Annotated in this window: 13 protein-coding genes; 6 read left to right on the top strand and 7 right to left on the bottom strand. The window is 49.8% G+C overall.

Annotated elements, in window-relative coordinates; all coding sequences use genetic code 11:
- Positions 1 to 49: 49 nt before the first annotated feature.
- Positions 50 to 1516, top strand: a complete 1467-nt coding sequence (gene guaB / locus ACJHWT_RS05035; RefSeq protein ID WP_001299507.1) for an IMP dehydrogenase — start codon at positions 50 to 52, stop codon at positions 1514 to 1516.
- Between the two features lie 68 nt (positions 1517 to 1584).
- A complete protein-coding gene (guaA, locus tag ACJHWT_RS05030) occupies positions 1585 to 3162 on the top strand; it encodes a glutamine-hydrolyzing GMP synthase (protein WP_000138282.1) in 1578 nt (525 codons plus the stop codon).
- Between the two features lie 92 nt (positions 3163 to 3254).
- Here guaA and ACJHWT_RS05025 read toward each other — a convergent pair whose 3' ends face one another.
- The 3 genes from ACJHWT_RS05025 to ACJHWT_RS05015 form a co-directional block, all read right to left on the bottom strand.
- The gene (locus ACJHWT_RS05025; protein WP_000755178.1) at positions 3255 to 3794 is read right to left on the bottom strand and encodes a DUF5384 family protein; all 540 of its coding nucleotides are present in this window, start codon (positions 3792 to 3794) and stop codon (positions 3255 to 3257) included.
- 15 nt (positions 3795 to 3809) lie between these two features.
- Positions 3810 to 4328, bottom strand: coding sequence for a glycine zipper 2TM domain-containing protein (locus ACJHWT_RS05020; protein WP_001311989.1), 519 nt, complete (start codon positions 4326 to 4328; stop codon positions 3810 to 3812).
- A gap of 310 nt (positions 4329 to 4638) precedes the next feature.
- On the bottom strand, positions 4639 to 4830 hold the full coding sequence (locus tag ACJHWT_RS05015) for a YfgG family protein (RefSeq protein WP_000076001.1): 192 nt from the start codon (positions 4828 to 4830) through the stop codon (positions 4639 to 4641).
- A 17-nt stretch (positions 4831 to 4847) separates the two neighbouring features.
- Between ACJHWT_RS05015 and ACJHWT_RS05010 the strand changes: the two genes are divergently transcribed.
- Complete coding sequence (locus ACJHWT_RS05010; RefSeq protein ID WP_000017555.1) at positions 4848 to 5000, top strand: hypothetical protein; 153 nt, start codon at positions 4848 to 4850, stop codon at positions 4998 to 5000.
- A 181-nt stretch (positions 5001 to 5181) separates the two neighbouring features.
- Entirely contained in the window at positions 5182 to 7425 is a 2244-nt protein-coding gene (gene pdeF / locus ACJHWT_RS05005) for a cyclic-guanylate-specific phosphodiesterase PdeF (RefSeq protein WP_410232315.1), read from the top strand.
- A gap of 38 nt (positions 7426 to 7463) precedes the next feature.
- Here pdeF and ppx read toward each other — a convergent pair whose 3' ends face one another.
- From ppx to purM, 4 genes are all read right to left on the bottom strand, one after another.
- Positions 7464 to 9005, bottom strand: a complete 1542-nt coding sequence (gene ppx / locus ACJHWT_RS05000) for an exopolyphosphatase (RefSeq protein ID WP_001121363.1) — start codon at positions 9003 to 9005, stop codon at positions 7464 to 7466.
- Between the two features lie 4 nt (positions 9006 to 9009).
- Positions 9010 to 11076, bottom strand: coding sequence for a polyphosphate kinase 1 (gene ppk1, locus ACJHWT_RS04995; protein WP_000529576.1), 2067 nt, complete (start codon positions 11074 to 11076; stop codon positions 9010 to 9012).
- Positions 11077 to 11247: 171 nt separating this feature from the next.
- On the bottom strand, positions 11248 to 11886 hold the full coding sequence (gene purN / locus ACJHWT_RS04990) for a phosphoribosylglycinamide formyltransferase (protein ID WP_001028626.1): 639 nt from the start codon (positions 11884 to 11886) through the stop codon (positions 11248 to 11250).
- Entirely contained in the window at positions 11886 to 12923 is a 1038-nt protein-coding gene (purM, locus tag ACJHWT_RS04985; protein ID WP_001295474.1) for a phosphoribosylformylglycinamidine cyclo-ligase, read from the bottom strand. The genes purN and purM overlap by 1 nt, the downstream gene beginning before the upstream one ends.
- A 324-nt stretch (positions 12924 to 13247) precedes the next feature.
- On the opposite strand from purM, the gene upp reads away from it, so the two are divergent.
- Both upp and uraA read left to right on the top strand, forming a co-directional pair.
- The gene (upp, locus tag ACJHWT_RS04980) at positions 13248 to 13874 is read left to right on the top strand and encodes a uracil phosphoribosyltransferase (RefSeq protein ID WP_001295473.1); all 627 of its coding nucleotides are present in this window, start codon (positions 13248 to 13250) and stop codon (positions 13872 to 13874) included.
- 85 nt (positions 13875 to 13959) lie between these two features.
- A complete protein-coding gene (uraA, locus tag ACJHWT_RS04975) occupies positions 13960 to 15249 on the top strand; it encodes a uracil permease (protein WP_000198327.1) in 1290 nt (429 codons plus the stop codon).
- The last annotated feature ends 54 nt before the right edge of the window (positions 15250 to 15303 follow it).

Raw genomic sequence — 15303 nt, 5'->3', positions numbered from 1 at the left:
TATAATGCCGCGGCAATATTTATTAACCACTCTGGTCGAGATATTGCCCATGCTACGTATCGCTAAAGAAGCTCTGACGTTTGACGACGTTCTCCTCGTTCCTGCACATTCTACCGTTCTGCCGAATACTGCTGACCTCAGCACCCAGCTGACGAAAACTATTCGTCTGAATATCCCTATGCTTTCCGCAGCAATGGATACCGTAACGGAAGCGCGCCTGGCTATTGCTCTGGCTCAGGAAGGCGGTATCGGCTTTATCCACAAAAACATGTCCATTGAACGCCAGGCAGAAGAAGTTCGCCGTGTGAAAAAACACGAATCTGGCGTGGTAACTGATCCGCAGACCGTGCTGCCGACAACCACCCTGCGTGAAGTGAAAGAACTGACCGAACGTAACGGCTTTGCGGGTTACCCGGTGGTTACCGAAGAAAACGAACTGGTCGGCATCATCACCGGTCGTGACGTGCGTTTTGTGACCGATCTGAATCAACCGGTTAGCGTTTACATGACGCCGAAAGAGCGTCTGGTAACCGTGCGTGAAGGCGAAGCCCGTGAAGTGGTGCTGGCAAAAATGCACGAAAAACGCGTTGAAAAGGCGCTGGTGGTTGATGACGAATTCCACCTGATCGGCATGATCACTGTGAAAGACTTCCAGAAAGCGGAACGTAAACCGAACGCCTGTAAAGACGAGCAAGGCCGTCTGCGTGTTGGTGCAGCGGTTGGCGCTGGCGCTGGTAACGAAGAGCGTGTCGACGCGCTGGTTGCCGCAGGCGTTGACGTTCTGCTGATCGACTCCTCTCACGGTCACTCTGAAGGCGTTCTGCAGCGTATCCGTGAAACTCGTGCTAAATATCCGGATCTGCAAATCATCGGCGGTAATGTGGCAACAGCTGCGGGCGCCCGCGCTCTGGCAGAAGCAGGTTGCAGCGCGGTTAAAGTGGGTATCGGCCCAGGCTCTATCTGTACGACTCGTATCGTGACTGGCGTCGGTGTTCCGCAGATCACTGCCGTTGCTGATGCAGTAGAAGCCCTGGAAGGCACCGGTATTCCTGTTATTGCTGACGGCGGTATCCGTTTCTCTGGCGACATCGCCAAAGCTATCGCCGCTGGCGCAAGCGCGGTAATGGTGGGTTCCATGCTGGCAGGTACTGAAGAATCTCCGGGTGAAATTGAACTCTACCAGGGCCGTTCTTACAAATCTTACCGTGGTATGGGTTCCCTGGGCGCGATGTCCAAAGGTTCTTCTGACCGTTACTTCCAGAGTGACAACGCTGCCGACAAACTGGTGCCGGAAGGTATCGAAGGTCGCGTGGCCTATAAAGGTCGCCTGAAAGAGATCATTCACCAGCAGATGGGCGGCCTGCGCTCCTGTATGGGCCTGACCGGCTGTGGTACTATCGACGAACTGCGTACTAAAGCGGAGTTTGTACGTATCAGCGGTGCGGGCATTCAGGAAAGCCACGTTCACGACGTGACCATTACTAAAGAGTCCCCGAACTACCGTCTGGGCTCCTGATTCTCTTCGCCCGACTTCATGTCGGGCGATTTATATTATCTGTTTCACTTGCCTCGGAATAAGCGTCAATGACGGAAAACATTCATAAGCATCGCATCCTCATTCTGGACTTCGGTTCTCAGTACACTCAACTGGTTGCGCGCCGCGTGCGTGAACTGGGTGTTTACTGCGAACTGTGGGCGTGGGATGTGACAGAAGCACAAATTCGTGACTTCAACCCAAGCGGCATTATTCTTTCCGGCGGCCCGGAAAGTACCACTGAAGAAAACAGCCCGCGTGCGCCGCAGTATGTTTTTGAAGCAGGCGTACCGGTATTCGGCGTTTGCTATGGCATGCAGACCATGGCGATGCAGTTGGGCGGTCACGTTGAAGCCTCTAACGAACGTGAATTTGGCTACGCGCAGGTTGAAGTCGTAAACGACAGCGCACTGGTTCGCGGTATCGAAGATGCGCTGACCGCAGACGGTAAACCTCTGCTCGATGTCTGGATGAGCCACGGCGATAAAGTTACCGCTATCCCGTCCGACTTCGTCACCGTAGCCAGCACCGAAAGCTGCCCGTTTGCCATTATGGCTAACGAAGAAAAACGCTTCTATGGCGTACAGTTCCACCCGGAAGTGACTCACACCCGCCAGGGTATGCGCATGCTGGAGCGTTTTGTGCGTGATATCTGCCAGTGTGAAGCCCTGTGGACGCCAGCGAAAATTATCGACGATGCTGTAGCCCGTATCCGCGAGCAGGTAGGCGACGATAAAGTGATCCTCGGCCTCTCTGGTGGCGTGGATTCCTCCGTGACTGCAATGCTGCTGCACCGCGCTATCGGTAAAAACCTGACTTGCGTATTCGTCGACAACGGCCTGCTGCGTCTCAACGAAGCAGAGCAGGTTCTGGATATGTTTGGCGATCACTTTGGTCTGAATATTGTTCACGTACCGGCAGAAGATCGCTTCTTGTCAGCGCTGGCTGGCGAAAATGATCCGGAAGCAAAACGTAAAATCATCGGGCGCGTTTTCGTTGAAGTATTCGATGAAGAAGCGCTGAAACTGGAAGACGTGAAGTGGCTGGCGCAGGGCACTATCTACCCTGACGTTATCGAATCTGCTGCTTCTGCAACCGGTAAAGCACACGTCATCAAATCTCACCACAACGTGGGTGGCCTGCCGAAAGAGATGAAGATGGGCTTGGTTGAACCGCTGAAAGAGCTGTTCAAAGACGAAGTGCGTAAGATTGGTCTGGAGCTGGGCCTACCGTATGACATGTTGTACCGTCACCCGTTCCCGGGACCAGGCCTTGGCGTTCGTGTTCTGGGAGAAGTGAAGAAAGAGTATTGTGACCTGCTGCGCCGTGCTGACGCCATCTTCATTGAAGAACTGCGTAAAGCGGACCTGTACGACAAAGTCAGCCAGGCATTCACCGTCTTCCTGCCAGTACGTTCCGTTGGCGTAATGGGCGATGGTCGTAAGTATGACTGGGTTGTCTCTCTGCGTGCTGTCGAAACCATCGACTTTATGACCGCACACTGGGCACATCTGCCGTACGATTTCCTCGGTCGCGTTTCCAACCGCATTATCAATGAAGTGAATGGTATTTCCCGCGTGGTGTATGACATCAGCGGCAAGCCACCAGCAACTATTGAGTGGGAATGATTTGACCCTGCACTATGAATGAACAAAACCCTCTGTTACTACAGAGGGTTTTTTATCCTAAAGAATTATAGGTTTGAAGTTACTAACATCGTTTAGTTAAACCAGCTATCTGATTTATTCTCTTCTGCTTTGCCCACGCTTTTCATCAGATCGCGACCGCCTTCAGTCATATTCCTGTTTGCGTCAGCTTCAGATTGCACCACATCGGTTTGCGCAGCTTTGTGCTTCAGTTCCTGATCGATAAATTCGTTTTCTCGCTTAACGCGGGCTTCTTCTTTCGCCAGCGCCAGTTTTTGTTTCTGAATCTCTAAGCTGCGTAGCTCATCTTCATAACTTTGATCGCGTTTTTTGTCCGCAGTGGCTTCGGCGTCCAGTTTATCCTGACGAGCTTTCTTATTCGCCGCTGCCGTTGCCGCTCTTTTATTAGCCGCGGCCTGGGCGTTTGCGCGACGTTGCTTCTCTTGCTGGATTTCCCTGTTGCGCTCCGCGACCCATTCGTCATGCTGCCTTTGCTCTTCATTTTTACCTTGCTGTTCCGCTTCTGCGACAGCCGAGAGTTGATCCTGCAATGATGAGGCGATAGCCGGATAGCTTAAGGAGGCTAAGATGGCGCAAAGAAAAACTTTCTTCATGACTCCTCCTGATTATTAGCTCTTTTCAGGACATTTGGTATTTGGCTGAATACGTGTTTCGTTATACGTCGTGGTAATAACAACGGCTAAACCTGTCGTAAACTGGCACTCTTTACCCACCTGGGTGGAGGTATACACTTTGGTGCCTTCCTTATATGTTAAAGAAACACCTTCCACTAAGGTTTTATCATTCACCATAGAACCCGCTGCCGCGCCTACAGCTCCGCCGCCAACTGCACCTGCCGTCGTTCCGGAATTGCTGCCAGACCCGACGTTGTGGCCGATAACACCGCCAGCGACAGCGCCAATAAGCGCGCCGAAGGCTTGTGCGTTCCGTTTATTTTGGGCGTTGTCTACGGCAACTTTTGCGGGAAGAATGGAAATAATATTAACGGTTTTAGTTTCTTGTTTGGTATTCAGTTGATCGGTTTGATAAACATCGGCGGCATGATCATCAGCATTTGACTGGCATCCTGCCAGAGTGAATGACGCTAACATTGCCACAGGCAGAAGACATTTTTTAAATTTCATCACTATTCCTTGTTATACACATTACGAAAAATAAGACATTTAAGATCATCAAAAGAGGAAAGTAAATGTATTGCGTATAAAGGAATAGATTAAATTTATTAAAATTCATGCGGGAAATAATTTATAAAAATACATCATCACAACATATGTATTAATGATGTATTTATTTCGCAGTCGAACAGGATAAACATCAGTCAGGACAAAAACGTAAAATTTAAGATGAAAAAATATCTGCCGCTTTGATAATCCCAAAGAGCAAAAGCATCCGACAGCGAGGTGCCGTTATGTTCTGTGAGAGTGGAGAAGGTAACCGCTAACGTTGTACTGGTGATTCGACGGAGAGTGTGGATTGCTGAGCTTCTTTTTTGCTCTGATGGTGCTGCCAGGCACCGACGGACGAGTAGATAAAACGGCCAAAGAAGAAGATAAAGCTGATGAGCAGTACGATACGGGTCATGCGACTGTTAAATCGGTGTCGTTTTCGCATACTGGTTGCCTGACTCACAAAAGGTTCCTTGAAGTATGTCCCACGCCGTGGACGGTACTTACATTAAGGCACAACAGGACAAAATGGTCAATTCTTCGTTATGTAAAAAAGCGTCAGTGGATACATATTTTAATGTTATGGAAGTTAATTTAATTATTTACAATGATTATGTAATAATGATGAGTTAACATGATAAACGTAATAATTCATTAATCAGGGTTATTTTGTTTGATATATATCAATTGGAACTTTCATATGACACTTAGAATCATTGCTCTCTATAGTGATGAATAATCATCATTCGAAGTCAGGTGGGATGCCTGTCTGAATACACCTCCTTCAGGATGTGGGGGATTCTGCTGAGCATCTATGAAACTGAATGCAACTTATATAAAAATACGTGATAAATGGTGGGGGCTTCCGCTGTTCCTGCCTTCTTTAATCTTGCCCATTTTCGCCCACATTAATACTTTCGCGCATATTTCTTCCGGTGAAGTTTTTCTCTTTTATCTGCCACTGGCACTGATGATCAGCATGATGATGTTTTTCAGCTGGGCGGCATTGCCAGGGATCGCCTTAGGGATTTTTGTCCGCAAATATGCAGAGCTGGGTTTTTACGAAACGCTCTCATTAACGGCTAATTTTATTATCATTATCATTCTCTGTTGGGGCGGTTACAGGGTTTTTACTCCCCGGCGTAACAACGTTTCACATGGTGATAGCCGTTTAATTTCCCAGCGACTATTCTGGCAGATTGTGTTTCCTGCAACGCTGTTTCTGATACTTTTCCAGTTTGCTGCGTTTGTTGGATTACTGGCGAGCAGAGAAAATCTGGTCGGCGTCATGCCCTTTAACCTCGGGACCTTAATCAATTATCAGGCCTTGCTGGTGGGTAATCTGATTGGTGTCCCGCTGTGCTACTTCATCATTCGTGTAGTGCGAAATCCGTTTTATTTACGTAGTTATTATTCGCAATTAAAACAGCAGGTTGATGTCAAAGTCACCAAAAAAGAGTTCGCACTCTGGTTACTGGCATTAGGTGCTTTACTGCTGCTGTTATGCATGCCGTTAAATGAAAAAAGCACAATTTTTAGCACCAACTATACCTTGTCATTATTGCTGCCCCTGATGATGTGGGGAGCGATGCGCTATGGTTATAAGCTGATTTCGCTGCTCTGGGCGGTCGTGTTGATGATCAGCATCCACAGCTATCAAAATTACATTCCCATTTATCCTGGCTATACCACGCAGCTGACCATAACCTCCTCCAGTTATCTGGTATTCTCTTTTATTGTCAATTATATGGCTGTACTGGCAACCCGTCAGCGAGCGGTAGTCAGACGCATTCAGCGGCTTGCGTATGTGGACCCGGTGGTTCATCTGCCAAATGTTCGCGCCCTGAATCGCGCGTTGCGTGATGCCCCCTGGTCTGCGCTTTGTTATTTACGCATCCCTGGCATGGAAATGCTGGTTAAGAACTATGGCATCATGCTACGGATTCAATACAAGCAAAAACTTTCTCACTGGCTGTCACCCTTGCTGGAACCGGGTGAGGATGTTTATCAGCTTTCGGGTAACGATCTCGCGCTGCGACTGAATACAGAATCGCACCAGGAGCGCATTACCGCACTGGATAGCCATCTCAAGCAATTTCGTTTCTTTTGGGATGGAATGCCGATGCAACCGCAGATTGGCGTCAGTTACTGCTATGTGCGCTCGCCAGTGAATCATATCTACCTGCTGCTGGGAGAGCTAAATACGGTCGCCGAACTTTCCATCGTGACGAACGCCCCGGAAAATATGCAGCGTCGCGGGGCAATGTATTTGCAACGCGAATTGAAAGATAAAGTCGTGATGATGAATCGGCTACAGCAGGCGCTGGAACACAACCATTTTTTCCTGATGGCCCAGCCGATTACCGGTATGCGTGGCGATGTCTACCATGAAATTCTTCTGCGCATGAAAGGTGAGAATGATGAACTGATCAGCCCCGACAGCTTCTTGCCGGTCGCGCACGAATTTGGTTTATCGTCGAGTATCGACATGTGGGTCATTGAGCATACGCTGCAATTTATGGCTGAAAACAGAGCGAAGATGCCCGCTCACCGTTTTGCGATTAATCTGTCGCCAACCTCGGTATGTCAGGCTCGTTTTCCCGTTGAAGTCAGTCAGCTGCTGGCTAAATATCAAATTGAAGCGTGGCAACTTATTTTTGAAGTCACCGAAAGTAATGCTCTGACCAATGTTAAGCAGGCGCAAATCACCTTGCAGCATCTTCAGGAATTAGGCTGCCAGATTGCGATTGATGATTTCGGCACCGGCTATGCCAGCTATGCGCGGCTTAAAAATGTGAATGCCGATTTGCTTAAAATTGACGGCAGTTTTATCCGCAATATTGTGTCAAATAGTCTGGATTATCAGATAGTGGCGTCGATTTGCCACCTGGCGCGAATGAAGAAAATGCGGGTAGTGGCAGAGTACGTTGAAAACGAAGAGATCCGCGAGGTGGTGCTCTCTTTGGGGATCGATTATATGCAGGGTTATCTTATTGGTAAGCCGCAACCGTTAATTGATACGCTGAATGAAATCGAACCCATTCGCGAAAGTGCCTGAATAATGCGGGCCGACATTTCTCGTCGGCCCGCAAAGCATTAAGCGGCGATTTCTGGTGTACTTTCTTCTTCAATTTTCAACCGCCAGCCAGCCACGCCTTCCCAGTATTCTTGCTCCTTTTCCAGATCAAGCAGTACCAGCGCATTCTGACTAAACCAGTCATGCGGAAAACGCAGTGTCCAGTGACTGTCATCGGTAATCAGCGTCAATGTTGGCGGTGTGGTGGTTGCCTGACGTTGATTATTGAGTAATACGCCAAGGCGCAATAGCTGAATCAGTGGCAGGAACTGTTTCTTCTTAAACAAGGTAAAGCGCGGCAGATCGTCGAGCTTAATCGCTTTACGGTGATAGCGCACCAGCGTCGCCATCATCAACTGCTGTTCCTGATTAAAACCCGGCAAGTCGCTGTTTTGCAGAATATAAGCGGAGTGGCGATGCAAACCGCTGTGGTTGATATTCAACCCGACCTCATGCAGCATGGCGGCCCATCGCAGTAGCGCCTCCAGTTGCGGATGCGCCAGCTTCGGTTGCTGTTCCCGCCACTGTTCGTACATTTGCATAGTGGTATCCAGCACCCGTCGGGCCTGTTCACTGTCGATGTGATACTGGTTGGCGAGGCTGCTGGCGGTGCGACTACGCACATCCTGATGACGGAAACGTCCTTCCATTTCATACAGTACGCCTTCGCGTAACGCCCCGTCAGAAAGGCGCAGTTCACGGATGGCTAAAGCATCAAACACACCGCATAAAATCGCCAGTCCAGGAACGAAGACTGTTTTCCGCTCTTCGGAAAGACCTGGTAAGCTCAGCGATGCGAAATTACGGTGCCGTAAAACTTCTTTTACCAGTTTTTCCAGACGTTCCGGGGTAATTATCCCGTCTTTCTCGCCCATTTCCATTAACACTTCATGGGCGGCTTTTATGGTACCGGAAGCGCCCATTGCCACGTTCCAGCCCTGAATACGGAATTGCCAGGTTAAAGTTTCCAGTTTTTGTGCTGCCGCCATGCGAGCGCGCTGAAAATTCTCTTTATTGATGACCCCGCCAGGGAAATAAAGCTGGGCAAAGCTGACACAACCCATCCGGCGGCTTTCAACGAGAATCGGTTCGAAATTTTCCCCAATCACCAGTTCTGTAGAACCGCCGCCAATATCAATAACCAGTTTGCGACCTTTCTCCGGTTGGGTATGTTCCACGCCCATAAAAATCAGACGGGCTTCTTCATTACCGGAAATAATTTCAATCGGGTAGGGAATGACCTTTTCCGCGCGTTTCAGAAAGTCAGTGGCGTTCAGCGCCTGACGCAGTGTATGGGTGCCAACTATACAGACGCTGGCAGGAGAAAACCCTTGCAGCCGTTCGGCAAACAGCGACAGACAGTTTAAACCGCGCGTCATTGCCTCTTCACTCAACATATTATCTGGCCCCAGGCCGTCCGCCAGATGCACTCGCTGTTTCAGGCGGCCAATAATCTGCATGGCACCATCTACCACACGGGCTATGACCATGTGAAAACTGTTTGAACCAAGATCGACCGCAGCAAACTCCTGCGGACGAGGGGATTTATCGTGTATTGGCATAGGGTTATTCAGGTTGTTCGAGTGATTTGATGTAGTCGTAAATCGCCAACTGCGCCCGTACTTTACGGCGATTGCCGCGGGGAACGTAGCGATTACTGAGTTCTTTATCGATATAACGTGCTTTGACCGTATCGCTGAACAATATGTCGATGATGTCCAGCACCCGCTGCTTCAGGCGCGGATCGAGCAGCGGTGTCGCCACTTCAATACGATAATCAATATTGCGCGTCATCCAGTCGGCGGAAGAAAGGTAGACCTTTTTATCGCCGCCATTTTCAAAAATATAAACCCGGTCATGTTCAAGGTAACGGTCAACAATACTGATGGCACGAATGTTGTCGCTAATGCCTTCCAGATTGGGGATCAGCGAACACATGCCGCGAACCAGCAGATTAACCGGTACGCCGGAGCTGGAGGCCGCATACAGACGATCAACCAGGCCTTTATCGACAAGGTTATTTAGCTTCAGGGTGATACCGCTGGGCAGCCCTTGCTGCGCGTTGGCGATTTCGCGGTCCACCATTTCATACAACAGGCGGCGGGAGTTTTGCGGCGACACCATTAAATAATCAAATGTCACCGGACGGTATGGGTTTTCAATAAAGTTGAACACCCGCCGTACTTCGTTGGTTATGCGCGCATCGGCGGTCAGCAACGAATAGTCAGTATAAAGACGCGCGGTTTTTTCGTTAAAGTTCCCGGTCCCGATGTGTGCGTAACGCACCACTTCACCGTTTTCTTTACGTGAAATCAGGAACAGTTTGGCGTGAATTTTCAGCCCCGGCGCAGAGAAGATAACGTGCACGCCTGCTTCGGTCAGGCGCTTCGCCCAGTGAATGTTGGCTTCTTCGTCGAAACGCGCCTGTAACTCAACCACCACGGTGACTTTCTTACCGTTGTGTGCGGCGTGGATCATCGAGTCGATGATGCGTGAATCTTTCGCCACGCGGTAAATGTTAATTTTAATCGCCAGTACGCTCGGGTCGAACGAAGCCTGACGCAGCAGTTCCAGTACATGCTCAAAGGTATGATAAGGATAATAGAGCAACACATCGCGTTCGCGAATAGCATCAAAACCATTGCGGAACTGGGCTTTATCAAACCAAATGTGGCGTAAACGCGGCAGTGGTTTGTTCACCAGATTGGCTTTGCCGACATTGGGGAAATTAATAAAGTCTTTAAAATTATGATAACGACCACCGGGGACGATGGAGTCGTAGCGGGAAATAGTCAGTTTTTCGCGTAACACTTCAACCAGCGCATTGGGCATATCGCGCTGATAAACAAAACGCACCGGCTCAGCAGTTAAACGCTGCTTGAGACTGGAAGACATCAACTCCATCAGGCTGGCTTCCATCTCATGCACTAAATCGTATTCGGCATCGCGGGTCATCTTCATTGAATAGGCATTCAGCGCGTCATAATCAAAGAAGCCTTTGAAAATATCATCGAGGCAGTAACGCAGAATGTTATCCAGAAGAATCATCGGCTTGCGTCGACGTGGCGCTTCTGGCGGTAAATTCACAAAGCGCGGCACTTTATCTGATGGGATCTCCAGCAGCGCGTAACGGATGGTATCGCCACGGATAATTTCCACCGCCAGATAGGTGTAATCATCTTTCAGGAACTGCACTAAGTCAGTGTCAGGATTGATTAAAATCGGCGTAATGTGCTGACGCAGATACTGCTTAAAATAATGACGCAGCCAGTTTTGTTGATTGACGGAGAGCTGGCGTTCATTAATCAGGAAGATCTGGTTGCGCGCCATCTCCAGCAACAGCTCGTTGTAGAGGCCGTCGAATTCCTGATCGGCTTTCAGCACCCGGGACTGAATTTTGCCCAGTAAATGGCGGGAATGAGAGTTGGAACCTTGTTCTTCGCTAATAATGATGCGTCGCTTCAGTTCAGCGAAGCGGACTTTATAGAACTCATCAAGGTTATTGGAATAGATCCCCAGGAAACGCATCCTTTCAATCAGCGGGTTAGATTTGTCCGCCGCTTCCTGAAGCACGCGTTCATTGAACGATAACCAACTGAGCTCTTTTTCGATGTATAGCTTTTCCTGACCCATTACCACTTTTACTCCGTTTTATTCACGGGACACTGCCTGGATATTATGGCGAGCAATATTGGCAGATGTCCAACTATGCCAGAAAAGGGGGAAAAAAACTGCTGGAGCTTGCGATTTACAGGTGAATTGAAAAACGCCAGCGGCAGAGCTGGCGCTTTAACTACGGGGGCATTACTCGTCGGCAGCGTAGCCCTGCGGCGGCAGACGTTGACCATCCAGCCACGCGGCGTTTTCGTGCATTTTCAGACGACCATCGGCAAACCAGCTAATCACCAGTGGATAAATAGCGTGTTCCTGGGTTTGCACGCGGGCGGTGATGTCATCTTCCGTATCACCAGCAAATACCGGGACTTTCGCCTGTAAAATAACCGGGCCACCGTCCAGTTCATCGGTGACGAAATGCACCGATGTACCGTGCTCCTCATCGCCATTTTCCAGCGCCTGACGATGGGTGTGTAATCCGGGATATTTCGGCAGCAGAGAAGGGTGAATGTTCAGCAAACGCCCGGCATAGTGGGAGACAAACGCCGGGCTGAGAATGCGCATAAAACCAGCCAGCACGACCACATCGGGTGCGTACATGTCGATTTCATGAATCAACTCCCGGTCATAGGCTTCACGACTGTCAAACGCGCTGGTGATGAGCGTATGCGTTGCAATACCCGCCTGGCGGGCGCGTTCAAGGCCGAACGCGTCGGCCTTATTGCTGAAAACTGCCCGTACGGTGCCTTTAATTTTGTTGGTTTTGCAGGCGTCAATAATTGCCTGCAAATTACTTCCGTTGCCGGAAATAAGCACCACAATATTCATTATTCGATAACCACGCGTTGTTCGGAATCAGAGGCTTTGATGATACCGATTTTCCACGCGTTTTCACCGTTGGCATTGAGCAGGGCGAGAGCTTTGTCCACTTCCGGAGCAGGCAGGGCAATAATCATACCGACGCCGCAGTTGAAGGTGCGATACATTTCATGGCGCTCAACATTACCTGCCGTTTGCAGCCAGTTGAACACTTCCGGCCACTGCCAGGAAGATTCATCAATCACTGCCTGGGTATTATCTGGCAATACGCGCGGAATGTTTTCCCAGAAGCCGCCGCCGGTCAGGTGCGCAATGGCATGCACATCGACCTTTTCAATCAACTCCAGCACTGACTTCACGTAAATGCGGGTCGGTGCCAGCAGATGATCGGCTAATGGCTTACCATCAAGTTCGGTGGTTTGCGGATCACAACCGCTGACTTCAAGAATTTTGCGCACCAGCGAATAGCCATTCGAGTGCGGGCCGCTAGAGCCGAGTGCAATCAGCACATCGCCGTCGCTGACTTTAGATCCGTCGATGATTTCTGATTTTTCTACCACGCCAACGCAGAAACCAGCGACATCGTAATCTTCACCGTGATACATCCCCGGCATTTCTGCCGTTTCGCCACCCACCAGTGAACAGCCCGATTGCAGACAACCTTCCGCGATGCCGCTGATCACCGCTGAAGCGGTATCAACATCCAGTTTTCCGGTTGCGTAATAGTCGAGGAAAAACAGCGGTTCCGCACCTTGCACCACCAGGTCATTAACGCACATGGCGACCAGATCAATACCAATGGTGTCGTGACGTTTTAAGTCCATCGCCAGACGCAGCTTGGTACCTACGCCGTCAGTGCCGGAAACCAGCACAGGTTCACGATATTTTTGCGGCAATGCACACAGTGCACCGAAGCCGCCCAGACCGCCCATCACTTCCGGACGACGCGTTTTCTTCACTACGCCTTTGATTCTTCCAACCAGAGCATTACCCGCGTCAATATCAACACCGGCATCTTTGTAGCTAAGAGAGGTTTTATCGGTCACTGCTTGGGTCCCCACGCGTTACTTGCGGTAGAAAAATAAAATTCGGCGCAATTCTAACAGGGAAAGCAAACGTTTGCGAGACTGCTTTACACAACCTTTTTGCACGTCTTTTCCCCAGGCGCGCGGCGAAAGAATACTTGTACTAGGGCAAAGGATCGTTTTCGGATGGAATAATCTTCTTCCATAACCATTTGAATATAAAATAACTTTATCTCAAACCGTTATCATTTTGACTAAAGTCAACGAAAATAATATTGCCGCCTTGAAGAAAGGAGGTATAATCCGTCGATTTTTTTTGTGGCTGCCCCTCAAAGGAGAAAGAGTATGAAGATCGTGGAAGTCAAACACCCACTCGTCAAACACAAGCTGGGACTGATGCGTGAGCAAGATATCAGCACCAAGCGCTTTCGCGAACTCGCTTCCGAAGTGGGTAGCCTGCTGACTTACGAAGCGACCGCCGACCTCGAAACGGAAAAAGTCACTATCGAAGGCTGGAACGGCCCGGTAGAAATCGACCAGATCAAAGGTAAGAAAATTACCGTTGTGCCAATTCTGCGTGCGGGTCTTGGGATGATGGACGGTGTGCTGGAAAACGTTCCGAGTGCGCGCATCAGTGTCGTCGGTATGTACCGTAATGAAGAAACGCTGGAGCCGGTACCGTACTTCCAGAAACTGGTTTCTAACATCGATGAGCGTATGGCGCTGATCGTTGACCCAATGCTGGCAACCGGTGGTTCCGTTATCGCGACCATCGACCTGCTGAAAAAAGCGGGCTGCAGCAGCATCAAAGTTCTGGTGCTGGTCGCTGCGCCAGAAGGTATCGCTGCGCTGGAAAAAGCGCACCCGGACGTCGAACTGTATACTGCATCGATTGACCAGGGACTGAACGAGCACGGATACATTATTCCGGGCCTCGGCGATGCCGGTGACAAAATCTTTGGTACGAAATAAAGAATAAAAATAATTAAAGCCGACTTTAAGAGTCGGCTTTTTTTTGAGTAAAGCGCCTATAACACATAATACAGAGGATAATACTATGACGCGCCGTGCTATCGGGGTGAGTGAAAGACCGCCACTTTTACAGACAATCCCGCTTAGTTTGCAACATTTGTTCGCCATGTTTGGTGCAACCGTCCTGGTGCCCGTCTTATTTCATATTAACCCGGCGACTGTACTGTTATTTAACGGTATAGGAACACTGCTGTATCTCTTCATCTGTAAAGGGAAAATTCCGGCTTATCTTGGTTCCAGCTTTGCCTTTATTTCACCGGTATTGTTACTGTTGCCGTTGGGGTATGAAGTTGCGCTGGGCGGCTTTATTATGTGCGGCGTGCTGTTCTGCCTGGTTTCTTTTATCGTGAAGAAAGCGGGGACCGGCTGGCTGGACGTGCTGTTTCCACCTGCGGCAATGGGCGCAATCGTTGCCGTCATCGGTCTGGAGCTGGCGGGCGTAGCTGCCGGTATGGCGGGTTTACTCCCGGCTGAAGGGCAAACGCCAGACTCCAAAACCATCATCATCTCTATTACCACCCTGGCGGTCACGGTTTTAGGTTCCGTGCTGTTTCGTGGTTTCCTGGCAATTATCCCGATTTTAATTGGCGTGCTGGTGGGGTACGCGCTCTCTTTCGCAATGGGAATTGTCGATACCACGCCGATTATTAATGCTCACTGGTTTGCGCTGCCGACCCTCTATACGCCGCGCTTCGAGTGGTTTGCCATTCTGACTATTCTACCAGCGGCGTTAGTGGTTATTGCCGAACACGTAGGGCACCTGGTCGTAACGGCTAATATCGTCAAAAAAGATCTGCTGCGCGATCCAGGTCTGCACCGTTCGATGTTTGCTAATGGCTTGTCGACCGTGATCTCCGGCTTCTTTGGCTCCACGCCAAACACCACTTACGGAGAAAACATTGGCGTGATGGCGATCACCCGTGTTTACAGTACCTGGGTTATCGGCGGTGCGGCGATTTTCGCTATCCTGCTTTCCTGCGTCGGTAAACTGGCTGCAGCTATCCAGATGATTCCATTGCCGGTGATGGGCGGCGTTTCGCTGCTGCTTTACGGTGTCATCGGTGCTTCCGGTATTCGTGTGTTGATCGAATCGAAAGTGGATTACAACAAAGCACAGAACCTGATCCTGACTTCCGTTATTTTGATCATCGGCGTCAGTGGCGCGAAGGTAAACATTGGCGCGGCGGAGCTGAAAGGTATGGCGCTGGCGACCATCGTCGGTATCGGCTTAAGTTTGATCTTCAAACTGATTAGTATGCTGCGCCCTGAAGAAGTGGTGCTGGACGCAGAAGACGCGGATATAACAGACAAATAATGTACCGACCGGGCAGTGTTGCTGCCCGGTTCAAACATCATGGGATTCTGTGGT

Origin of the sequence: Escherichia sp. WS338 (genome assembly GCF_046486405.1) — a bacterium.
GTDB classification, from domain to species: domain Bacteria; phylum Pseudomonadota; class Gammaproteobacteria; order Enterobacterales; family Enterobacteriaceae; genus Escherichia; species Escherichia coli.
Note: the sequence above shows the minus strand (reverse complement) of the source record. Positions and strands in the feature narration are given on the sequence as shown.

Bases quoted from the DNA above. Each gene is read 5' to 3' on its own strand.
- guaB (WP_001299507.1), top strand. From the start codon at position 50: ATGCTACGTATCGCTAAAGAAGCTCTGACGTTTGACGACGTTCTCCTC.
- guaA (WP_000138282.1), top strand. From the start codon at position 1,585: ATGACGGAAAACATTCATAAGCATCGCATCCTCATTCTGGACTTCGGT.
- ACJHWT_RS05025 (WP_000755178.1), bottom strand. From the start codon at position 3,794: ATGAAGAAAGTTTTTCTTTGCGCCATCTTAGCCTCCTTAAGCTATCCG.
- ACJHWT_RS05010 (WP_000017555.1), top strand. From the start codon at position 4,848: ATGTCCCACGCCGTGGACGGTACTTACATTAAGGCACAACAGGACAAA.
- pdeF (WP_410232315.1), top strand. From the start codon at position 5,182: ATGAAACTGAATGCAACTTATATAAAAATACGTGATAAATGGTGGGGG.
- ppx (WP_001121363.1), bottom strand. From the start codon at position 9,005: ATGCCAATACACGATAAATCCCCTCGTCCGCAGGAGTTTGCTGCGGTC.
- ppk1 (WP_000529576.1), bottom strand. From the start codon at position 11,076: ATGGGTCAGGAAAAGCTATACATCGAAAAAGAGCTCAGTTGGTTATCG.
- purN (WP_001028626.1), bottom strand. From the start codon at position 11,886: ATGAATATTGTGGTGCTTATTTCCGGCAACGGAAGTAATTTGCAGGCA.
- upp (WP_001295473.1), top strand. From the start codon at position 13,248: ATGAAGATCGTGGAAGTCAAACACCCACTCGTCAAACACAAGCTGGGA.
- uraA (WP_000198327.1), top strand. From the start codon at position 13,960: ATGACGCGCCGTGCTATCGGGGTGAGTGAAAGACCGCCACTTTTACAG.